At 75.0% G+C, this 21118-nt stretch carries 19 protein-coding genes; 7 read left to right on the top strand and 12 right to left on the bottom strand.

Annotation, left to right across the window (positions count from 1 at the left end; all coding sequences use genetic code 11):
- Positions 1–6: 6 nt before the first annotated feature.
- Positions 7–1650 carry a peptidoglycan-binding protein gene (locus tag ACP7TJ_RS09495; protein WP_427762785.1) on the bottom strand — a complete coding sequence of 548 codons (1644 nt, stop codon included), beginning with the start codon at positions 1648–1650 and terminating at the stop codon, positions 7–9.
- Positions 1651–1809: 159 nt separating this feature from the next.
- On the opposite strand from ACP7TJ_RS09495, the gene ACP7TJ_RS09490 reads away from it, so the two are divergent.
- Entirely contained in the window at positions 1810–3900 is a 2091-nt protein-coding gene (locus ACP7TJ_RS09490) for a DHA2 family efflux MFS transporter permease subunit (protein WP_427762783.1), read from the top strand.
- 18 nt (positions 3901–3918) lie between these two features.
- Here ACP7TJ_RS09490 and ACP7TJ_RS09485 read toward each other — a convergent pair whose 3' ends face one another.
- Entirely contained in the window at positions 3919–4413 is a 495-nt protein-coding gene (locus ACP7TJ_RS09485) for a GNAT family N-acetyltransferase (RefSeq protein ID WP_266396662.1), read from the bottom strand.
- Between the two features lie 177 nt (positions 4414–4590).
- Here ACP7TJ_RS09485 and ACP7TJ_RS09480 point away from each other — a divergent pair, with 177 nt between their 5' ends.
- Both ACP7TJ_RS09480 and ACP7TJ_RS09475 read left to right on the top strand, forming a co-directional pair.
- Entirely contained in the window at positions 4591–5259 is a 669-nt protein-coding gene (locus ACP7TJ_RS09480) for a hypothetical protein (RefSeq protein WP_193457564.1), read from the top strand.
- Between the two features lie 5 nt (positions 5260–5264).
- A complete protein-coding gene (locus ACP7TJ_RS09475; RefSeq protein ID WP_387789424.1) occupies positions 5265–6047 on the top strand; it encodes a hypothetical protein in 783 nt (260 codons plus the stop codon).
- Here ACP7TJ_RS09475 and ACP7TJ_RS09470 read toward each other — a convergent pair.
- Complete coding sequence (locus tag ACP7TJ_RS09470) at positions 6036–6494, bottom strand: DUF1992 domain-containing protein (protein WP_387789423.1); 459 nt, start codon at positions 6492–6494, stop codon at positions 6036–6038. The genes ACP7TJ_RS09475 and ACP7TJ_RS09470 overlap by 12 nt on opposite strands.
- Before the next feature lie 102 nt (positions 6495–6596).
- Between ACP7TJ_RS09470 and ACP7TJ_RS09465 the strand changes: the two genes are divergently transcribed.
- A complete protein-coding gene (locus ACP7TJ_RS09465) occupies positions 6597–6989 on the top strand; it encodes an FHA domain-containing protein (protein WP_167742970.1) in 393 nt (130 codons plus the stop codon).
- A 34-nt stretch (positions 6990–7023) separates the two neighbouring features.
- On the opposite strand, the gene ACP7TJ_RS09460 is transcribed toward ACP7TJ_RS09465, so the two are convergent.
- Positions 7024–7701, bottom strand: a complete 678-nt coding sequence (locus ACP7TJ_RS09460; protein WP_427762780.1) for an O-methyltransferase — start codon at positions 7699–7701, stop codon at positions 7024–7026.
- Between the two features lie 79 nt (positions 7702–7780).
- Positions 7781–9217 carry an MFS transporter gene (locus tag ACP7TJ_RS09455; RefSeq protein WP_427762779.1) on the bottom strand — a complete coding sequence of 479 codons (1437 nt, stop codon included), beginning with the start codon at positions 9215–9217 and terminating at the stop codon, positions 7781–7783.
- Positions 9218–9607: 390 nt separating this feature from the next.
- Here ACP7TJ_RS09455 and ACP7TJ_RS09450 point away from each other — a divergent pair, with 390 nt between their 5' ends.
- Entirely contained in the window at positions 9608–11677 is a 2070-nt protein-coding gene (locus ACP7TJ_RS09450; protein ID WP_093767789.1) for a bifunctional glycosyltransferase 87/phosphatase PAP2 family protein, read from the top strand.
- Here ACP7TJ_RS09450 and ACP7TJ_RS09445 read toward each other — a convergent pair.
- Positions 11631–13304, bottom strand: coding sequence for a hypothetical protein (locus ACP7TJ_RS09445; RefSeq protein WP_425821418.1), 1674 nt, complete (start codon positions 13302–13304; stop codon positions 11631–11633). The genes ACP7TJ_RS09450 and ACP7TJ_RS09445 overlap by 47 nt on opposite strands.
- Before the next feature lie 81 nt (positions 13305–13385).
- Here ACP7TJ_RS09445 and ACP7TJ_RS09440 point away from each other — a divergent pair, with 81 nt between their 5' ends.
- Positions 13386–13991, top strand: a complete 606-nt coding sequence (locus ACP7TJ_RS09440) for a hypothetical protein (RefSeq protein ID WP_318295772.1) — start codon at positions 13386–13388, stop codon at positions 13989–13991.
- A 65-nt stretch (positions 13992–14056) separates the two neighbouring features.
- On the top strand, positions 14057–14728 hold the full coding sequence (locus ACP7TJ_RS09435) for a maleylpyruvate isomerase N-terminal domain-containing protein (protein ID WP_427762777.1): 672 nt from the start codon (positions 14057–14059) through the stop codon (positions 14726–14728).
- Between the two features lie 66 nt (positions 14729–14794).
- On the opposite strand, the gene ACP7TJ_RS09430 is transcribed toward ACP7TJ_RS09435, so the two are convergent.
- The 6 genes from ACP7TJ_RS09430 to ACP7TJ_RS09405 form a co-directional block, all read right to left on the bottom strand.
- The gene (locus ACP7TJ_RS09430) at positions 14795–15223 is read right to left on the bottom strand and encodes a transglycosylase SLT domain-containing protein (protein ID WP_376724569.1); all 429 of its coding nucleotides are present in this window, start codon (positions 15221–15223) and stop codon (positions 14795–14797) included.
- A gap of 304 nt (positions 15224–15527) precedes the next feature.
- Entirely contained in the window at positions 15528–16376 is an 849-nt protein-coding gene (locus tag ACP7TJ_RS09425) for an ECF transporter S component (protein WP_167742959.1), read from the bottom strand.
- A complete protein-coding gene (locus ACP7TJ_RS09420; protein ID WP_427762775.1) occupies positions 16373–18034 on the bottom strand; it encodes an ABC transporter ATP-binding protein in 1662 nt (553 codons plus the stop codon). The genes ACP7TJ_RS09425 and ACP7TJ_RS09420 overlap by 4 nt, the downstream gene beginning before the upstream one ends.
- On the bottom strand, positions 18031–19215 hold the full coding sequence (locus ACP7TJ_RS09415) for an energy-coupling factor transporter transmembrane component T (RefSeq protein WP_093767795.1): 1185 nt from the start codon (positions 19213–19215) through the stop codon (positions 18031–18033). The genes ACP7TJ_RS09420 and ACP7TJ_RS09415 overlap by 4 nt, the downstream gene beginning before the upstream one ends.
- The gene (locus ACP7TJ_RS09410; RefSeq protein WP_367559238.1) at positions 19208–19882 is read right to left on the bottom strand and encodes an SCO2322 family protein; all 675 of its coding nucleotides are present in this window, start codon (positions 19880–19882) and stop codon (positions 19208–19210) included. Before ACP7TJ_RS09410 ends, ACP7TJ_RS09415 begins: the two co-directional genes overlap by 8 nt.
- Positions 19879–21099 carry a prenyltransferase/squalene oxidase repeat-containing protein gene (locus ACP7TJ_RS09405; protein WP_189910198.1) on the bottom strand — a complete coding sequence of 407 codons (1221 nt, stop codon included), beginning with the start codon at positions 21097–21099 and terminating at the stop codon, positions 19879–19881. Before ACP7TJ_RS09405 ends, ACP7TJ_RS09410 begins: the two co-directional genes overlap by 4 nt.
- Between the last annotated feature and the right edge of the window lie 19 nt (positions 21100–21118).

Genomic DNA, 21118 nt, shown 5'->3' with positions numbered 1-21118 from the left:
GGCCCGTCAGGGCCCCCCGGTCTCCGACTCCAGGCGGGAGCGGGTCAGCGGGCCGTAGACGCCCAGCTCCTCGTTGATGCCCCGCGACCACTGGTAGTGGCGCACGGCCTCCTCCACCCGGTGGCCGTACCGGCCGTTCAGGTCGCCCTGGTACAGCCACACCTGGCGCAGGCGCTGCTGGAGTTCGACGACCTCCGGCCCCGCGTCGCCGCGCCGCAGCACGGGAGCGGTGTCGACCGGCTCCTCCGGCTCCGGCTCCGGCGCCACGGCGGGCGCGGACGACAGGGCGGCGGAGGGGGTCGCCGACGGGGCGGCGGTCGCGGACGCGCTCGGCGCGGAACTGGACGCCGAGGGCGACGGCGACCCGGACGCGCTCGCGGAGGGGGAGCCCGAGGCGGACGCGGACGCGCTGGGGGAGGCGGACGGGGCCTCGGAGGACGGCTCCTCCGACGGGGCAGCCGACGACGCGTCCGGCACGCTCGCCCTGACGTCGTCCGGGGCGGCGGTGTCCCGCGACGGCGTGTCGTAGGAGAGCAGCCCGCTCGCCCACCCCGCCGCGCCCAGGAGGGCCACGACCGCGCCGGACGCCGCGATCAGCGCGCCGCGCCGTCGGCGGTTCCGGGGCGCGGCGCCCTCGGGGCGTGGGGCGGCCGCCCCCGCGGACACCGCGCGGAGCGGACGCGTGGCGTCGTCGAAGAGGCCCAGATCGTCGACGTTCGGCCGGGCGGTGCCGGGGGCGAGGGGGGTGGGGAGGACGGACGTGCGGTCGTCGGCGGCGGGGGTGCCGGCGGCGCCGGGCTTCGCGGTGCCGGGAGCCCCGGCGTCGGGGCGGACGGCGCGCAGTGTCATGGTGGCGTCGGGCGCCGCGTCGCCGGCCTGGGCCCGCGGCCCGTCGGAGGCGCCTGCGCCGGGTGCCGCCCCCGTGCCGGCCGGCCCCTCGGCTTCGGGCGCCGCCGCCGCTGCCGTGCCGGGCTTCCCGGCGTCCGGGTGCGGGGCCTTGGACGTCATGGGGGAGTCGTGGGCCGCCGAGCCGGTGGTGTTCGCCGGGACCTGCGGCCCGCCGGGCGTGGAGGCACGGTTCCCGGCGCCCGGTGCCGCGTGGGCAGGGCTGCCGGTGTGCGCGGCATCCGCGTGGGGCGCCTCCCCGGTGCCCGCGGCGCCTCCCGCTCCGGGCGCGGCTGCCGCCGGGCCGCGTGCCGCCCTGCCGGACGTCGCGGCGTCCGGGCTGACGGCCTTCAAGGTCATGGTGGCGTCGGGCGCGCCCGGCGCCTCGTTCCCCGCCCGCGTCTCCGTCGTCCGCCGGTCTTCGGGCGCGGACGTCCTGCCGGGGCCGGCGGGCGTTGCCGGCCCGGGGTGGAGCCCCTCGGCGGGCGCACCCGCGGACGCGCCCTCCCTTGCCGGCGCCTGAGGCGTCCCGGACGCCGGCGGCGCGTCGTTCGTTGCCTCCGGCAACCCGTCCGGCGTAGTGCCGTCCAGGTCGACGTAGGGACGTATCCGCAGGGGGTCGAAGTCCTCCGCCGCGGCGGCCTCGGCCGTGCGGGCGTCGCGGAGGGCGTCGGCGGCGCGGCGGGTGCAGCCGCACGACGGTGTGTTGTCGGCGTGCCTGGGCGCACCGCATTCCGGGCACGGGTGCCCGTTCGGCTGGTCCACGTGTCGTCCCTCCCCTCGCGAACTCCAGAGATTATGCAGATCTTCTTCACACTCTCGTCCGCGCGCCCCCGGAATGCAGAGTTCCGCTGGGACTCGACAGGCCATAACAGGGCACACCGATCACGATGGAGGGTGATACGAGAACCTCTGGAGGTCCGCATGGCCGGGGACGCTCACCGTTCGGCGTCGGAGACGGGGCGCGCACGGCCCGCACTCCAGGACGGTCCGGCGGCCCCCGGGGGACCCGGCACGGACCAGGTGTCGAGCAGCGTGGTGCTGTCGATCGGCGCGCTGCTGCTCGGCCTGCTGCTGGCCGCCCTCGACCAGACCATCGTCTCCACCGCCCTGCCGACCATCGTCAGCGACCTGGGCGGCCTGGAGCACCTGTCCTGGGTGGTCACCGCCTATCTGCTCGCGTCCACGGCCGCGACCCCGCTGTGGGGCAAGCTCGGCGACCAGTACGGCCGTAAACGCCTCTTCCAGACCGCCATCGTCATCTTCCTCGTCGGCTCCGCCCTGTGCGGGGCCGCGCAGGACATGCCCCAGCTGATCGGCTTCCGCGCGCTGCAGGGACTCGGCGGCGGCGGGCTGATCGTGCTGTCGATGGCGATCGTCGGCGACCTGGTGCCGCCCCGTGAACGCGGGCGCTACCAGGGCCTGTTCGGGGCGGTGTTCGGCGCGACGAGCGTGCTCGGGCCGCTGCTCGGCGGGCTGTTCACCCAACACCTGAGCTGGCGCTGGGTGTTCTACGTCAACGTGCCCGTCGGGATCGTCGCGCTCGTCGTCATCGCGACCGTGCTGCACATCCCCCGCCGGTCGACCAAGCACGTCATCGACTACCTGGGCACCCTGCTCATCGCCTCCGTCGCCACCTGCCTGGTCCTGGTCGCCTCGCTCGGCGGCATCACCTGGCCCTGGGCGTCGCCCGGGATCATCGGGCTCGCGGTGCTCGGCGCCGTGCTGATCGTCGCGTTCGTCGCGGTCGAGCGCCGGGCCGCCGAACCGGTGCTGCCGCTGAAGCTGTTCCGCGTGCGGACCTTCACCCTGTCCGCCGTGATCAGCTTCATCGTCGGCTTCGCGATGTTCGGCGCGCTGACCTATCTGCCGACCTTCCTCCAGGTGGTGCACGGGATCAGCCCGACCCTGTCCGGGGTGCACATGCTGCCGATGGTGGCCGGCATGCTGCTGTCCTCCACCGGCTCCGGGCAGATCGTCAGCCGCACCGGCCGCTGGAAGGTGTTCCCGATCACGGGCACCGCCGTCACCGCCGTCGGACTGCTGCTGCTCCACCAGCTCGACGCACAGAGCTCCACCGCCGTGATGAGCGCCTTCTTCTTCGTCTTCGGCCTCGGGCTCGGCCTGGTCATGCAGGTCCTGGTGCTGATCGTGCAGAACGCCGTCCCCTACGAGGACCTCGGCGTCGCCACCTCCGGGGCGACCTTCTTCCGGTCCATCGGCGCCTCGTTCGGCGTCGCCGTGTTCGGCGCGATCTTCGCCGGCCGCCTCGGCGACCAGCTCGGCGCCGCCTTCCGCGGCGTGGACCTGCCGCCCGGCGTCTCGCCCGACGCCCTGGAGGCCGACCCGCGCGGCATCGGCGCCCTGCCGCCTCCCCTGCGCCCCGCCGCGCTCGACGCCTACTCCACCGCCATCACCGACGTCTTCCTGTACGCCGTGCCGGTGGCGCTGCTGGGCTTCGTGCTGGCCTGGATCCTCAAGGAGGACCCGCTGCGCGCCTCGGTCACCGCGCCCGACGCCTCCGAGACGCTGGCCCCCAACCCGGTGGAACGCTCCTCGCACGACGAGGTGTGCCGCGCCCTGTCGGTGCTCGGCACCCGCGAGGGACGCCGGGAGATCTACCAGAAGATCACCGACCGCGCGGGCTACGACCTGCTGCCCGCGTCGAGCTGGCTGCTGCTGCGGATCCGCCGCCACGGCTCGGTGGAACCGGCCCGGCTCGCCGAGCGCAACTCCGTCCCGCTGGACGTCGTCCTGAAGGCCACCCGGCAGGTCGAGAGCCGGCACCTCGCCGTGCGCCGGGGCGTCGACATGGTGCTCACCGACGAGGGCCGCGAGGTGAGCGAACGGCTGGCACGGGCGCGCGAGGAGTCCCTGGCCGAGCTGCTGGGCGACTGGTGGGGGCCGGACCGCCCGACCGACCTGGTGCAGCTCGTGCACGAACTCAACGACGAGCTGTGCGGCTCCCGCGGCGAACGCCCCCAGGGCGCCCGCGCTGCCGCCCCGGCGCCCTGAGCCACGGCTGACCCGGCTTCAGCCCAGCTGCTTGGCGAACCAGTGCTCCGCGTACGGGTCGTCGTTGTGCGGCTCGGTCTCGGCGTACCCGAGGCGGGCGTACAGGGCGCGTGCCTCGACCAGGTCGCTGCGGGTGTCCAGGATCATCCGGCGGGCTCCGCGGGCGCGTGCCGCCTCCTCCGCGGCCCGCACCAGCAGCGCCGCCCCGCCCCGGCCGCGCATCCCCTCGTACAGGAACACCCGGGTCAGCTCGGCGGCCGTGCCGTCCGGTGACAGGCGGAACCCGGCGCTGCCCGCCGGCTCCCCGCCGTACCGCGCGACCAGCAGCAGCCCGCGCGGCGGAGTGAGGCCGGCGCCCGACGCCGCGGCGATCTCCCGCTCCAGCTCGTCCGGATCGGTCCTGCGCCCCTCGTGCAGCAGGTACCAGCGGTCGCTGACCTCCGTGTAGTACGCCCGCCAGAGCGCGAGGGCGGCGGGCGAGTCGGCGGGCTCCGGGGCGACGGTCCAGGTCATGGCCGCATTCTGTGTCCCCGGCCGGCCCTCGGCGCAAGCGAATTGGGGCGCCGGGCGGCCCCGGCAACGACGCGGGCGTCTGCGCCGCGCAGTTTGTGCGCGGTGCAACGGGCAACCCGTTGGGGCGAACCGGCTCGCGAGGAGTGCCGGTTGGGACGAGAACCCCGGAAGGCATTCATGTCCACTGGCCTGATCATTGCGTTGATCGTGATTGTCGCGGTCGCCGTCGCGGCCGTCCTGACCCTGCGCGCACGCGGCCCGCGACACGGCGCGAGCCTCAAGCGGCGCTTCGGTCCCGAGTACGAGCGTGCCGTCGCCCGGCACGACGGGGACACCAAGGCCGCCGAGCGGGAGCTGTCCGAGCGCGTGGAGCGCCACGGCTCCCTCCGGGTACGGCCGCTGGAGCCGGCCGAGCGCGAGCGCTACGAGGCGCGCTGGACGGCCGCCCAGGAGCGGTTCGTCGACGCGCCGCGGGAGGCGGTCGCCGAGGCCGACCGCCTGATCGCCGAACTCGCCGGCACGCGCGGCTTCCCCGCCGGCGGGCAGTACGAGGAGCAGGTCGCGGCGCTGTCCGTGCACCACGCCCACCACGTCGAGGGCTACCGCCGCGTCCACCGCGTCGCGCAGGCCCACCCGGACGGCGCGCACGACGGCGCCGCCGGCACGGAGGACATGCGCGAGGCGATGGTCGAGGCGCGGGCGCTGTTCGAGGAACTGGTCCGGCCGTCGCGGCACGACGGCGGACGCCGTGGCGCCGCCGGCGAGCGTACGGCCGCCCCCGCCACCCGCCGCGAGGGTCACCGCACCCCGTCGCTGCTGCACCGCCGCCAGGCGAAGGAGAGCTGATCGTCATGCCCGAGGCACCCCGTCACACCCAGGACACCTGGATCCCGAACGGCCCGGACACCCCGCCGGCCGGTCCCGCCTCCGCGGACCCCGGCCGCGAGGCGGCCACGCTCGACCACAGGACGGAGGCAGGCCGCAGGGCGGAGACCTCCCCGGGCCGCTCCGGCGGCGCGGGCACCCTCCCCGGCGAGCCGGACGCGCCGTACGGCCGCGGCGGTACGGAGACGTCCTCCGCCGCCGGGGGCACGGACACCGCGCACCGGTCCGGCGGCGGCACGGGGAGCGGCTCCGCCGGCGCCGGGAGCCCGCTGGTCGCGGCCCATCCGCAGACCGGCGACGGCACCCCTGCCGGAACCCACGGCGCCGCGCCCGGCACCGCCGACCGCACCTCAGTACCCGGCCCGGACGGCACCGGCGACCACACCACCACCCCCGTCGCGAAGGGGACGACCGGCCGCGCCGGCCACACCGACCACCACGGCCCCGACGCCCGGCTCCTCGCCGACGACACCTGTGACCGTCTCTCCGCGCAGCTGCGGCAGGCCGTCGCCGGGTTCGTGGACCGGCCGCGGGACGCCGTGGAGGAGGCCGACCTCGTCCTGCACGAGATCACCGAGCGGCTGACCGACGCGCTCACCGAGCGCCGCCGCGCCCTCGCCCAGAACTGGAAGGCTCCCGCCTCCGGCGACCCGAAGAAGGGCGACGCCGCCCCGGCCGCCGACACCGAGCAACTGCGGCTCGCGCTGCGGGACTACCGCCAGCTGGCGGAGCGCCTGCTAGGCGTCTGAGCCGCCCCGCCCGCCCGGTCCGCCCGGTCCGCCCTGTCCGTCCGACGCCGCCCGGCGCTCCCGCCACCGGCGTACGACGTCCTCGACGTCGTACGGCTTCTTGCCCAGCGGGGGGCCGGGCGGCGGCTTGAACATCATGTCGCTGATCTTCGCGTTGACGTCCGCGAGGATCTTCCGCACGATCCGCTCCGAGGGGGCCGCGAGGGCCGCCTCCAGCGCGTCCTCGGCCTCCTTGCGCAGGGCCAGCGTCGGCGGCAGCACCGACATGCCCTCGCGGACCATCTTCCGCTTCACCCACCACAGTTCGTCGTAGGTGCTCTCGACCTCGGGCGGCAGCGGTCGGCCGGCGCCTTCGAGCCGTTCGAACTCCCCGCGCGCGTCGGCGTCGCGGATCTGCTTGTCGACCCAGCTCTCGAAATCGACGCCCGGTGGCTTCCGCTCGGTCATGACCCCATTGTGCCGGACGCGGTACGGCCGGGCGTTTTATCATCTGGCGGCGGGCGGCCGATCCGGCCGCCCCGGCCCCGGGACCTCTCAGGAGGAGCGCACGTGCTCGAACTCACCATGGCCGCGGTGTCCGCGGCGGAAGCGGGCGCCACGGCCGGGATGCTGATGGCCGACGCGCCCAGCGAGCCGGGCACCGTGCTGCGGGTGGGCCGGGACACGTCCCTGTGCCGGCTGGCGACGCCGGACGACTGGCTGTTCGTCTCCCGGGTGCACCTGGAGTTCCAGTGCGCGCAGGACGGCAGCTGGCAGCTGACCTGGCTGCGCGGCTCGCTGCCCGAGCCGTCGTCGGAGGTGCGGCTGACCGTCGGGGAGTACGCCCAGCCGGTCGCGTACGGCGGGACCGTGCCGCTGCCCCGGGGCGGCAGCGGCGAGGTCGTGATCCAGGACCGCACCGCCCCGCGCAGCGTCAACGTGGGCTTCTACCACGAGGTGTGAGCCCGCCGGGCCCTTCGCGTGTCCGCCCGTCCGCTCAGGCCACCACGCGCGCCAGGGCGAACCCGTCGTAGCCCTTGGCCCCGACCGTCTGGACGGCCGTGGCGTCGAGCCGCGGGTGGCTGCCGAACAGGTCCAGGGCGGCGCGGGTGCCCACCACGTCCGGGTCGGTGTTCTCCGGGTCGGCCACCCGGCCGCCGCGCACCACGTTGTCGAGGACGATCAGGCTGCCCGCGGCCGTCAGGCGCAGCGCCCATTCGACGTAGTGCGGGTTGTTCGCCTTGTCGGCGTCGATGAACACCAGGTCGAACGGCGGCGGCTGCTCGTCCGCGAGCTTCGGCAGCGACTCCAGCGCCGGGCCGACCCGCACCTCCACCCGCCCGGCGAGACCGGCGCGGGCGATGTTGCGGACGGCGACCTCGGCGTGCCGGGGGTCGTACTCCAGGGTGACCAGCCGCCCGTCGCCGGGCATTGCGCGGCCCAGCCAGATCGTGCTGTAGCCGCCGAGCGTGCCGATCTCCAGGACCCGCCGCGCGCCCGTGAGCCGGGCGAGGAGCTGGAGCAGCTTGCCCTGGAGGGGGGAGACGGCGATGGGCGGGAGGCCGGCGGCGTCGCTGTCGCGCAGCGCCGCCGCCAGGGCCTCGTCCGGGTCGTCGCCCAGGAGCCGTCCGGTGAACCAGTCGTCCACCGCGTTCCAGGTCCGCGCCTCGCTCATGCAGGGTGCCTTCCGTCGGGCCGGCCGGACCTGCCCGGCCGGATCGGCTGTCGAAGATACGGGGCGCGGCCCTGGGCCGTCAGACCTTTTCCGGGTGTGTCCCGGGCTCCAGCGACGGGGGTGAGCCGGGCAGCGGGCGGCCGGCCGACTCGGCCATGCGCCACACCGCGAACCCGCCGATCACGGCGGCCGCCATCATGTAGTAGGCGGGCATCATCAGGTCGCCGGTCGCGCCGATCAGCGCGGTGACCACCAGCGGGGTGGTGCCGCCGAAGAGGGACACCGAGACGTTGAAGCCGATCGACAGCGAGCCGTAGCGGACCCGGGTGGGGAACAGGGCGGGCAGCGCGGACGGCATCGCGGCGGTGAAGCAGACCAGCAGCAGGCCGAGCGCGCCCATGCCGGCGGCGACCGCGAGCAGCCCGCCGTCGCGGATCAGCAGCAGCGCAGGAACGGACAGCGCGAGGAAGCCCGCGCAGCCGGCCGCCATCACCGGGCGGCGGCCCACCCGGTCGGTCAGCGCGCCCACGAACGGCTGCACGGCCATCATCAGCACCATCACGCCGAGCACGACGACCAGGCCGTGCGTCGCGTCGTAGCCCAGCTCACCGGTGAGGTAGCTCGGCATGTACGACAGCAGCATGTAGTCGGTGACGTTGAAGACGAGCACCAGGCCCACGCACAGCAGCAGCGCGCGCCACTGGCCGGTGACCATCTCGCGCAGGGGCACCTTCGGGCGCTCGGGACCGGCCTTGGCGGCCTCGGCCGCGAAGGCGGGTGTCTCCTCCAGCCGCATGCGCAGGTAGAGGCCGATGATGCCCATCGGGCCCGCGATCAGGAACGGGACGCGCCAGCCCCAGGAGAGCAGGGCGTCCGTGGACAGCAGCGCCGTCATCAGGGTCACCAGGCCCGCGCCGCCGATGTACCCGGCGAGCGTGCCGAACTCCAGCCAGCTGCCGAGGAAGCCGCGCCGCTTGTCGGGGGCGTACTCGGCGATGAAGGTGGAGGCGCCCGCGTACTCGCCGCCGGTGGAGAAGCCCTGCACCAGGCGGGCCGCCAGCAGCAGGATCGGGGCGCCCACGCCGATCGCGGCGTAGGAGGGGATCAGGCCGATGGCGAAGGTGCCCGCGGCCATCATGATCATCGTGAGGGCGAGGACCTTCTGCCGGCCCACGCGGTCGCCGAGCGGGCCGAAGACCATGCCGCCGAGCGGGCGGACCAGGAAGGCCGCGGCGAAGGCGCCGAACGTGGACAGCAACTGGGCGGTGGCGTTCCCCGTGGGGAAGAAGACCTTGCCGAGGGTGACGGCGATGTAGCTGTAGACACCGAAGTCGAACCATTCCATGGCGTTGCCGAGCGCGGCCGCCTTCACGGCGCGCCTGACCAGCGCGGGGTCGGTGACCGTCGGGGGGCCGACGGCGGGATCGGGTGCCTGTGCCGCACCGGCCTTCCCGGGGGCGGGAGAGCCGGCGGGACCGGGGGCGACGGAGTGAGGGGCGACCTGAGCAGTCGACAAGACTTCGCTCGCCTGCCTTTCGTCGGGAACAGGGGCGGGTCCGCGCGGCGGCACTGTCGGGCGGGCCGAAGCCAGCGACGATAGGCGGCGTTTCCCCCGTTACGTACGGTACGAAAGTCGATGCATACTGCACGGAAATATGCCGTGCGCAGGCACGTCGCGGTCCAGGCGATCTCCGCCGAGGGTGGCCGGTTGTGATCCTTCTCGCGTCGTCCCGAGGCAACCGCATCCCCTGCGGACTATCGTCATCCGGACAAAAGAGAGAGGACCGTCAGGTGAAGCGGCGGTGTCCGGCGTCCTTGTCGAGGGGTGCGCGCCTCCTGGGCGGCGCACGGCACAACCCCCGCACGGGACGCGCGGGGCGACAACGGGGCGGGAGGCCGACGAGGCGTGGCGAATGCGGAACACAGTGGGCGACCGGCCGAGGCGTTCGGCGCGACGGCCGTGGGCGGCACCCGGGCGCGGCTGCGGGCGGCACGCCTCGGACTGTGGCTGCTCGCCGCCGTCCTCGCGGTGCGCCAGGTCGCCCTCGTCCTCACCACCCCGAGCGGTGAACGCCTGACCGACCTGGAGACCTGGGTGGGCCCCGAGGGCGTGCTGCACGTCAGCGGCTCCCTCTACGACTCCACCGAGTTCACCGGCACGCCCTTCGGCGGGCTGGTCCTCAAACCGCTCACCAGATCGGCCGAACAGACCCTCGGCTGGGGCTGGACCTTCGGCACCCTGCTGCTGGTGGTGGCGCTGGCGCTGATCGCCGCCCGCGCCCTGCCCCAGCCGGTCGGCCGGCGCACCGCGCTGCTCGCCGCGCCCGTCGCGGTCAGCCTGCTCATGATGTCCCTGCCGGTGCGCAACACCCTCTGGCTCGGCCAGACCAGCATCATCCCGGTGCTGCTCGTCCTGCTCGGCTGCTTCGTCGCCCACGGCCAGCGGGCCGGCGGCGTCCTCGTCGGCGTCGCGGCGGCCCTCCAGCCGACCCTGCTGCTCTTCGCGCCGCTGCTGTGGCTCACCGGCCGCCGCCAGGCCGCCACCGTGACCGCCGTCACCTTCGCCTCGGCCACCGCGCTCGCCTGGGCCGCCATGCCGCAGGACTCCGCCGCCTACTGGGCGCACCACCTGTCGGGCGTCGGGCTCGGCGGCCCCGCCGACGCCCTCGCCAACCAGTCCCTGCACGGCGCGCTGCTCCGCCTCGGCCTCGAGGGCCCGCTGGAGATCGGCCTGGTCCTGCTGCTGGGCGCCGTCGTCGTGACCCTCGGCCTGAGGCGCGCCGTCCACTACGCCCGTGACGGCCAGCTGCTCCTCGCCGTCGGCATCACCGGGTGCGCCGCCATAGCGGTGTCCCCGACCGCCTGGCAGCACCAGCTGCTGTGGGTGCTGCTCACCGTCGTCGGCCGGGTCGGCAAGCGGGCCCGCGACCGGCTGGTGTGGCCCGTCGCCGTCGTCCTGGTGATGACGCTGCCGGCCAAGATGATGCTGCCGAACATGGCGTTCCTGCACCCGCTGCGGGACAACGTGGTGCTGCTCGCCGCGCTGGCCGCCGCCACCGCCGTGCCGTTCCTCGGCCGCACCTCGCCGTACTTCCGCGACCCGGTGCCCACGCCGTACGCCCCGCCCGTGCCGGCCCGGTTCGCGTTCGTGCCGCTGCTGCCGTTCCTGCGGCGGGTGCTGATCAGGCCGAACCTGCTGCTGGAGATGCTGCTCATCCGCGTCACCTACGCCGCGTACGCCAAGGTGCGCCTCGCCGCGACCGGCGGCAGCAACGAGGCGGGCCGCGCCCGCGCCGAGGAGCACGGACAGCAGATCCTCGACCTGGAGCGCGTGCTGCACCTGGACATCGAGCACGCCGTCAACCACGCCGTGGTGAAGACCGGCTGGCTGCGGGAGTTCTTCGACTTCTACTACACGTCGTTCCATTTCATCGTGCCGCTGACCGTGCTCGGCCTGCTGTACTGGCGCCGCCCCGTCCACTACCGCTGGGCGCGCTCCGCCCTCGGCTTCGCCACCCTGCTCGCCCTGGTCGGCTTCTGGCTGTACCCGCTGGCCCCGCCGCGCCTGATGCCGGACCTCGGCATCATCGACACGGTCCACGGCGTGCAGGACTTCTCCCAGCCCGACTACGGCACGCTGACCGCGCTCACCAACCAGTACGCGGCGATGCCCTCGCTGCACTTCGGCTGGTCGCTGTGGTGCGGCCTGGTCATCGCGATCATCGCGCCCAGGGCGTGGATGAAGGCCCTCGGGCTGCTGCACCCGCTGTTCACGGCCGCCGCGATCGTCGCCACCGGCAACCACTGGATCCTGGACGCGGCCGGCGGCGCGGTCGTCGTCGTCGGCGGCTTCGGCCTGACCTACCTGTTCCAGGGACCCCGGGCCCGCACGGTCACGGCGGCGGCCGAGGAGGAGGGGAAGAAGGAGGTCAGCAGCGGGCAGCCGGCGCCGGAGAAGGACCGTACTCCGAGCTGATCCGGTACGCGCCGGGCGCGGACACGGTGAGCCGGGTGAACTCGCCCGCGCGCGACAGACACCCGCCGCCGTCCACCCGCAGCCACGGCGAGTACGCGATCCGCACGGTCACCGCGCCCGGCCGCGCCACCCGCAGCACCAGTTCCGCGCCGGAGGTCCGCACCACCGACCCCGGCGCGGACACCAGCGGCACCGCGTCGCGGACCCGGAACACCTCCCAGTGCGCGTCCCGCCAGACCGGGACCAGCCAGTCGGGCCGCCGCTCCCGCAGCAGCCGCGCCTCCTCCTCGGCGTACCCGTCGGGCTTGCCGTCGTGCAGCACGACGAATCCGACCGCCCACCGGTCCAGCCACGCCCGGTAGGTGGCGGCGGAGAACGAGCCGTCGTAGAACAGCCGGGCCCGCTCCATGTCGAGCTGCCGGTTCCAGCCCCGCGCGAGATGCACGTGCGGGGCGAGCGCCACCGCCTCCCGGTGGTTGCGGGCGGGCACCGCCTCCACCCGCGTCCGGTCGGCGCCCAGCGACTCCAGGGCGCGCACGACGCCGTTCGTCTGCGCCGCCCAGGCCGGGACGTCCGTGGACACCTTCAGGTCGTCGACGGTCTTCTTGCCGGTCCACCCGGCGGAGAACACCAGCGCCGCCACGAGCAGGGCGCGGCGCACCGGCCGCAGCCGCGGCTGCGCGAGGAGGGCCGCCAGCAGCGCGACGGGGGCGGCGTACTCGGCGAACCGCTCGACGTTCGTGCCGATGGGGGAGGGGACCAGATACACCAGCACGGTCCCGGCCGCGTAGACGGCGCCGCTCCACCGCGCCGCCCGCCAGGACGGCGGGGACAGCACGGCGACCGCGATGCCGAGGGACGCGGGTATCCATATGCGGCCCGCGGGCATCAACTGCTCGCCCTGGAAAGGGAACAGCGCACTGGTCGCGCCCACCACCAGCGCGGGCGGGGCGAGCAGGGCGACGGCGGGGCCCGGCCGCCGCACCAGCGCGTACCCGGCGCCGACCACGGCGAGGAACAGGCCCGCGACCGGGGACGCCATGGTGGCGAGGGCGGCGTGGGAACCGATGAGGAAGAGACGTTTCCGCTGGGTCGGGCGCCCGGTCAGGTGCTTGGTTCGGTGCTCGGTGAGGTACAGGCACGCGGCCAGTCCGAAGGCGACCCCGAGGGCGAACGTGGTGCGCCCCGAGGCCACGTTGCCCCACAGGCCGAGCGCGGCGAGCAGCGCGGGCGCGAGCGGCCGGCGCGGCACCACCCGCCGCACCAGCACCGCCGCGATCCAGGTGGCGGCGAGACCGGACGCCACGGTGAGCGCCCGCACCCCGACGGCCGCCATCAAGTACGGCGATATCAGGCTGTAGTTGGCGGTGTGCATGCCGCCGTACCAGAACAGGTTGTACGCCGACGAGCCGTGCCGCTCCGCGAACCCCGCCCACGCGTCCTGGGCGGCCAGGTCACCGCCGCCCGTCGCCAGCACCGCCCACCACAGCGCGTACAGCGGCAGCACGGCCAGGGTGGCCAGGAGCGGTACGCGACGACGCCGGCAGAAGGAGCGGAGGGTCTGCTTCCGCTCCGTGGCCGGGGCCGGCCGCCGGAGCAGGGCGAGGTCGGCAGAAGGCACGATCATGAAGACGTCATACTCCGCCCCCGCGTTCACTCCTCAAGGGGGGTCCCGTCCGTTGTCGTTGACGGATGGGATGCTGCTGCCGTGACGGATCGACCGGAGACCTTCCTCGCCCATCTGCGGACCGCGGCCGTCGGCGTCCTCGAACGCTTCCCCGCAGGACTCAGGCCCGAGATCTACGCCCTGTCCTTCCGCATCTGGCGGGTGGACGACGACGACCGCCGCCCGTACGTGGCCATCGGGTACAACACCGAGAGCCAGTACGAACGGGAGCACACCCCGGGCGACGACGGCGAGGCGCGCTGGAACTACGCCTACTGGCTCCTCGAGGGCTTCGAGATCCTCGGCAACGTCCCCGAGGACCCGGTCGGCAGCCAGGTGTACGTCGAGGAGGTGCGCGCCCTGGGCGCCTGGTACGACGGTGAGTTCGACCTCGACCGGGTGCTGGACGACGAGGACGTGGCCGCCCGCGCCGGACTGCTGCGCGCGCACTTCCGTGACGCCGTGATCGACCTGGCCCGGCATCTGCACGCCGACGGTGTGATCGAGCGCGTCCTCGGCCGCCCGCTGCCGGTCGTCGTCTTCGACATGGCCCACCCCGGCTGGGAGGCGCACGCCACCGAGGCCGCCAATCCTCCCGAGCTGATCGAGGACTTCACGGCGTGGCTGCGGGCGGTGGGGGAGATCTAGGGCCGCGTCCCGTGGGCGCCCGGATTCCCTGCGGCGCGGCGGGCGCCGCGCCTAGGATCCGGAGCATGGCGCGTGACGTGGTGACCGGTGACTTCTCCCGCAGCTGGAGCGCGCTGCTGGCTGCCGTCGCCGCCGTCCCCGACGAGGACTTCGACCAGCCGTCCGGCTGCCGGGGCTGGCTGGTGCGGGACCTCGTCTGCCATCTCGTCATCGACGCGCAGGACGTCCTCATCACGCTCGTCACCCCGGCCGGCTCCGGGCCGACGGCGGACGCGACGACGTACTGGGACCTCGTGGCGCCGCCCACCGGTGACGACCCGCTGGACGCGCTGATCCCGCGGCTGGCCGCCGCGTACGGCGACCCCGCGCTGCTGAAGTTCCATCTGGACGACGTGGGCTCCGCGGCCGGGCGGGCGGCGGAACTGGCCGACCCCGCGGCCCTGGTGAGCACCAAGGGCAAGGTGCTGACCGCCGGCGACTACCTCGCGGCGTACGTCCTGGAATGGACCCTGCACCACCTGGACCTGATCGCCCGCCTGCCCTCCGCCCCGAGGCCCCCGGCCAGAACCCTCGCGGCGGCCCGCACGGCGCTGGAACGGATCGCGGACGTCCCGTTCCCCGACGAACTGTCCGACACCGACGCCCTGTTGACCGGCACGGGCCGGCGTGCGCCCACCGCCGGCGAGACCGCCGCCCTGGGCGGCCTCACCGCGCGGCTGCCGCTGATCCTGGGCTGAGGCAGACGAAGGCGGCGGCCCCGGGGATCAGGGGGACGCCGCCTTCGGTATCAGGGGTGACGCTCGTCAGTACCAGTTGTTGGCCTGCCAGAAGGACCAGGCGTCACAGGCGCTGCCGTAGCGGTCCTTCATGTAGTCCAGGCCCCACTTGATCTGGGTGGCCGGGTTGGTCTTCCAGTCGGAGCCGGCCGAGGCCATCTTCGAGGCCGGGAGCGCCTGGACCAGGCCGTAGGCGCCGCTGGAGGCGTTGGTGGCCTGCGGGTTCCAGCCGCTCTCGTGCGACACGATGTTGGAGAAGCACTGGAACTCGGCCGAGTTGCCGATCATCTTCTTCGCGGTCGCCTGGGCCGAGGAGGCGGAGGTGGGGGTCGCCGTGGTCGCGGCCTGCGCGGGCGCGGCGGCGATCAGCGTGCCGCACGTGGCGGCCGTCAGGGCGGCGCCGAGCACAGCCTTCTTCGGGGTGGCGACGGAGCGGAGGAGGGAAACGGCGGACACAGGCGGCCTTTCGGTCGGAAGCAGGGGGCGGCCCCGCCGTCCGGCGGGGGCATACGTCGGCGCCGCGACCCGTGGGGTTCGTCGGCGCCCGGCGACTGCTCCACAGAAGCAAATCCCCGGATCGCCCGCAAAGGTCCCTTTTACTACCGATGGTCGGAGACGGTCCGGGTTCAATGTCCGCAACGTCCGGTTTCGCGCGCGATGGCCGTAAGTGGGCGCGCGGACCGTCTACGACCCTCCTTCGTATGTGACGCCGGTCATGTGGGGTGCTTCACCGTCTCGCCCACACGACGCGCACGCACCCTCACCGAGGGGCGTCGCCGAATGTGACCGGCGCCTCGAAGGCGGCCCTGCGCGTGGCGCGGCGCAGCGCCCGCAGCACCGTCGCGCCGACGGTCAGCGTCAGCACCACCGTGATCACGGCCCGCCCCAGATCCCAGCCCAGGGAGGTGGCCAGGCAGTACGCGACGAAGCGGGCCAGGTTGGCGGCCACCGGGTCGTCGCCGTCGAAGGCGATGTTCGAGGCGAGCGAGCTCATGAAGGTCCAGCCCGCCAAATTCATCGCCGTGCCGTAGGCGAAGGCGGCCAGGAAGCCGTACACGGCGAGCATCCACACCTCCCTGCGGCCCCGCAGCCGGTCCGGGCCGGGCAGGAAGCCCGCGCCCATGGTGAACCAGCCCATCGCCAGCATCTGGAACGGCAGCCAGGGGCCCACCCCGCCGGTGAGCAGCGCGGACGCGAACATCGTGACCGAGCCCAGGGCGAAGCCGAACCCCGGGCCGAGGACCCGGCCGCTGAGCACCATCAGGAAGAACATGGGTTCAAGACCGGCCGTGCCCGCGCCCACGGGGCGCAGGGCCGCGCCCGCCGCCGCGAGGACGCCGAGCATCGCCACCGCCTTCGCGCCCAGGTCCGACTCCGACAGGGCGGCCGCCACCACGGCGACCAGCAGCACGAGCAGCCCGGCGAACAGCCACGGGGCGTCGCCCTCGTGCGCGTTCACCGCCGACTCGGGCGGGGCGAGGAACGGCCAGCCGAAGCCGGCCACGCCCACCAAGCTCACCAGGGCCAGCGCCAGCCAGGTGCGGGGGCCGAGGCGCAGCGCTCGGGCCTGGCGGTCCGCGGGCCGTGCGGGGGTGGTCGGCGTGCTCATCGCTCCAGCGCCTCCTTCACCTGGGCGACCGTGAGCCAGGGCTGCGGCGCCAGGATCTTCGCCACCTGCGGGGCGAACGCCGGGGACGCCACGACGACCTCCGCCGACGGGCCGTCCGCGATCACCTCGCCCTCGGCGAGCAGCACCACCCGGTGCGCCAGTTCCGCCGCGAGCTCCACGTCGTGCGTGGCCATGACGATGGCGTGGCCCTCGGCGGCCAGCCGGCGCAGGATCGCCGTCAGGCGTGCCTTCGCCGCGTAGTCCAGGCCGCGGGTCGGCTCGTCGAGCAGCAGCAGGGGCGGCCGGGCGGTGAGCACCACCGCGAGGGCGAGCGTGAGCCGCTGTCCCTCGGACAGGTCGCGGGGGTGGCTGTCGTCGGCCACCGACGGCAGCAGCTCGGTGAGCAGCGCGCGGCAGGTGCCGGGCTCCGCCTCCGCGTCCCGGTCGGCGGCCGCGCACTCCGCCGCCACCGTGTCCGCGTACAGCAGGTCGCGGGGCTCCTGCGGGACGAGGCCGACCTTGCGGACCAGGTCGCGGGGGCGGGTGCGGTGGGGGACCGCGCCCCCGGTGCGGACCGATCCCGAGGACGGGGCGACCAGCCCCACCAGCGCGCCGAGCAGCGTGGACTTGCCGGCGCCGTTGCGGCCCATGAGCGCGATCGTCTCGCCGGGCGACACCGTGAGGTCCACGTGGGTGAGCGCCCGCACCCGGTCGCGGCGGACGGCGAGCGAGCGCACCTCGGCCACCGGCTCGGGAGCGCCGTCGTGCGTCTTCTTCGCCCGGCCGAAGAGGCGCTTCACCGGGGGAGCCGTCCGGGGCTCGGTCGTATGCCGCTCGGGCTGCCTGCCCTCCAGGCGGTCCCGCAGCGGGGCCGCCCTGCGGCGGGCGTCGCGGACCGTCAGGGGCAGCGGGGACCAGCCGGCCAGGCGGCCCAGCTCGACCACCGGCGGGCAGACCGGGGAGACCGCCATGACGTCCGCCGGGGCGCCCATCCGGGGCCGCTCGCCGGGCGGCAGCAGCACGACCTGGTCCGCGTACTGCACCACCCGCTCCAGGCGGTGCTCGGCCATCAGGATCGTGGTGCCCAGGTCGTGCACCAGGCGCTGGAGGACGGCGAGGACCTCCTCGGCGGCCGCGGGGTCCAGGGCGGACGTCGGCTCGTCCAGGACCAGCACCTTCGGGTGCGGGGTGAGGACCGAGCCGATGGCCACCCGCTGCTGCTGGCCGCCGGACAGCGTGGAGATGTGCCGGTCCCGCAGATCGGCCAGGCCCAGCAGGTCCAGGGTCTCCTCCACGCGGCGGCGCATCACGTCCGGCGGCAGGCCCAGCGACTCCATGCCGTAGGCGAGTTCGTCCTCCACCGTGTCCGTCACGAAGTGGGACAGCGGGTCCTGGCCCACCGTGCCCACCACGTCGGCCAGTTCGCGCGGCTTGTGGGTGCGGGTGTCGCGGCCCGCGACGGTCACGCGGCCGTGCAGGGTGCCGCCGGTGAAGTGCGGCACCAGTCCGCTGACCGCGCCCAGCACCGTCGACTTGCCGACGCCGGAGGGGCCCACCACCAGCACCAGTTCGCCCTCGGGGACCTCCAGGTCGACGTCCCGCACGGCGGGCCGCGCCGCGCCGTCGTAGGTCACCGACACGTTCTCGAAGCGGATCACGTCGTCGGCTCCTTGCGGGGGTCGGGGGCCGCCTCGGGGGCGGGGGTGACGAAGGCGGGCAGCAGGCCGAGCAGCACGGCCGCCGCCGGCCACAGGGGCAGGGTGGGCGGCTCCAGCGGGACCACGCCGGGGCGCAGGGCCCCGGGGTCCAGCGAGCCGGCCAGGATCAGGAGGGCCGCCACGGCGGCGCCCGAGGCGGAGACCAGCCAGGCGCGGGCGTCCCACGGGTCCGGGCGGTAGCGGGTGCGCAGGGTGCGCCGCCCGCCGAGCCGGAGCCCCGCGAGCGCCGACGCCAGCCCGACGAGCAGCACGGGCAGCCCGTAACTGCCGCCCTCGGCGGTGAGCAGCCCGTACGTCCCCGCGCACACGCCCAGCAGACCGCCGAGCGTGAGGGCGGCGGTGGTGCGCCGCACTGCGGGCGGCACCTCGGCGGTACGGCCGTACCCGCGCGCGTCCATCGCGGCGGCCAGGGACACCGAGCGCTCCAGCGCGCCCTCGAGGACCGGCAGCCCCACCTGCACCAGACCGCGCACGCCCTTGTCGGGGCGCCCCCGCAGCCGGCGGGCGGCTCGCAGCCGGCGTACGTCGGCGATCAGGTTCGGCGCGAAGGTCAGCGCCACCACCACGGCCACGCCCAGCTCGTACAGGGCGCCGGGCAGCGACTTCAGCAGGCGGGACGGGCTGGCGAGGGCGTTCGCGGCGCCCACGCAGATCAGCAGCGCGGCCAGCCGCAGCGCGTCGTACAGGGCGAAGGTGAGGCCTTCCGCGGTGACCCGGCCGCCCAGGCGGATGCCCTGCGCCCAGTCGGGCAGCGGCACCTCGGGCAGCGTGAACAGGGTGTGGGTGCCGGGGATCGGCGAGCCCAGGAAGACCGCGAAGGCGAGCCGCAGCAGCAGCACGGCGGCGGCGAGCTTCACGAAGGCGCCGTAGGAGCGGGCCCACGGCGTGTGCGGGCGGCGGACGGCCACGACGTACCCGGAGACGGTGATCAGCAGGGCGAGCAGGAGCGGGTTGGTGGTGCGGGTCGCCGCGGTGCCCAGCGCGAGGGCCCACAGCCACCACGCGCCGGGGTGCAGCTGGGCGCGGCGCGCACGCGGGACGGGGACGCCGGCGGGCGGGGTCCCCCGCTCCGGGCGCGGCCGGGCGAGGCCCGCACGCCCGGAGCCGCGTGCCTCACGCACGGCGACGGACCTGCCAGACGGCGGCGGCGCCCAGCACGACCACCACCGCGGCGCCCGCGATCAGACCCACGGAGGGCCCGGAGCCGCCGTCGTCCTCGGCGGACCCGGCGGTCTCGGCGGTCTCGGCGGTCCCGGCGGTCTCCGTGGGGGACGAGTCCTTCCCGTCCGTGGCCACCTGCTCGCCGCAGCCCTTCGCCGGGTAGCCCGCGATCGCGCACAGCAGCGCGTTGCTGTCGTAGCGCAGCGGCTTGGCGACCGAGGCCAGCGCCTCCGCCGTCGTGGCGTCCTCCGCCACCTGCGCGCAGGCCGTGCGGCCGGCCGGCGGCTTCTCCCCGGACGGGGCGTCGCCGGGCGTGCCGAAGTCGATCACCAGGGCGACCCGCTTCGTGCCGTCCTTCGCGGGGGTCTTCGCGCAGATCGTGTCGAAACCGGCGGCGCCGCGGGGCTTGGCCGCGTCGCCCGAGTCCTCGCTGACCGAGAAGCGGAAGCCCTGGACGTCGCCGTCCGCGGGCCGCGACAGCGACGGACCCACGGTGGCGTACGTCCACGCCGAGCCGTCCCGCTCCCAGAAGGACCAGTAGCGGTACCCGGCGGCCTGGGCCTGGCCGGCGCCCGCCAGCAGGGGGAGCAGCGCGGCCAGGAACAGCACGGTGGCACGGCGGATCACGACTGCTGCCTCTTGGCGCGGTTGCTGACCAGGAAGCCGATGCCGATGCCGGCGACCAGGCAGACGCCGACGAACCACCAGACGCCGAACGGGGAGTCCGCGTCCTTCTCGTCCTCGGCCTCCTCCGCCGCCTTCGTGGTCTTCTCCGGGGCGGCCGGGCCGGCGGCCTGGAGCTGCTTCACCAGGTCCGTGCCGCCGAAGTCGCGCGGGTCCGCGCCGGTCGCGTGGGCGGCGAGGACGAGCTGCGCGTAGGCGGCGGGCCCGCTCTGCGCGGCCCAGTCGGCGGCGTTCTTCTCCAGCCAGGCGTACGACTTCTTCGCCTGGGCCGTGTCGCCCTGCGCGGCGAGCGCGACCACCGCGTCGGCGGTGTTGCCGACGTCGGGCTGGTCCTCGGCGCCGGGCGTCGCGGCGAGCAGGTAGCCCTTGGCGGCGAGCTCGCCGGCCAGGTGGGCGGCGCCGTTGGCGGCGGCCTGCTCCGGGGTGGTCGCCTTGACGCAGGAGCCGGCCGCCGCGCCGTCGCCCTTGCCGGGCTCGACCAGCAGGCCCCGGCCGAGCGCGCCGAGCACGCCCGCCGCCGTCGCGTCCGCGTTGGCGGTCAGCGAGCCGTCCTTCTCCGGCTGGTACGCGAACGCGCCCGCGCCCTCGCCGGTGCAGGGCAGCTCCAGGCCGAGCAGCGCGTCGTAGGGGGACTTGCCGCCCTTCCTCACCTCGCCCGGCTTCTCACCGGCGGCGGCGAGCGCGCCGACGACGACGGACGTGGAGTTGGTGTCGCTGGGGCCGCCCGCGGTGTAGCCCCAGCCGCCGTCCTTGTTCTGCACGGACTTCAGCCAGCCGACGGCCTTCCCGATGACGGCGTCGTGGCCGCCGAGCGCGGCGAGCGCCTGCACGGCGGCGGCGGTCTGGTTGGTGTCGACCATCGTCTTGGCGTCGCACGCGACGGACGGGTCGGCCCGGAACGGCGCGAACGAGCCGTCGGCGCACTGCTGGCCGGTCAGCCAGCCGACGGCGGCCTTCGGCGGCTCGGCGCCGGCGGCGTGCTGGGCGAGCAGGGCGAGCGACTGACGCCACACCCCGTCGTACTGCGGGTCGGTGTCGCCGTACAGCGCGGACGGCAGCGGCTGCGGGGTCGGCGACGGGGACGAGTCGGCTGCGGCCGGTGCGGCGGCGCCGAGGACGGCGACGGCGGCCAGCACCGCTGCGCTGCGGCGGACGTTCATGACGGGCGGGTGCCTCTCC

Source organism: Streptomyces sp. DSM 41931 (genome assembly GCF_050271085.1).
GTDB lineage: Bacteria > Actinomycetota > Actinomycetes > Streptomycetales > Streptomycetaceae > Streptomyces > Streptomyces albogriseolus.
The sequence above is the reverse complement of the archived record's forward strand: the minus strand, read 5'-3'. Positions and strand labels throughout refer to the sequence as shown.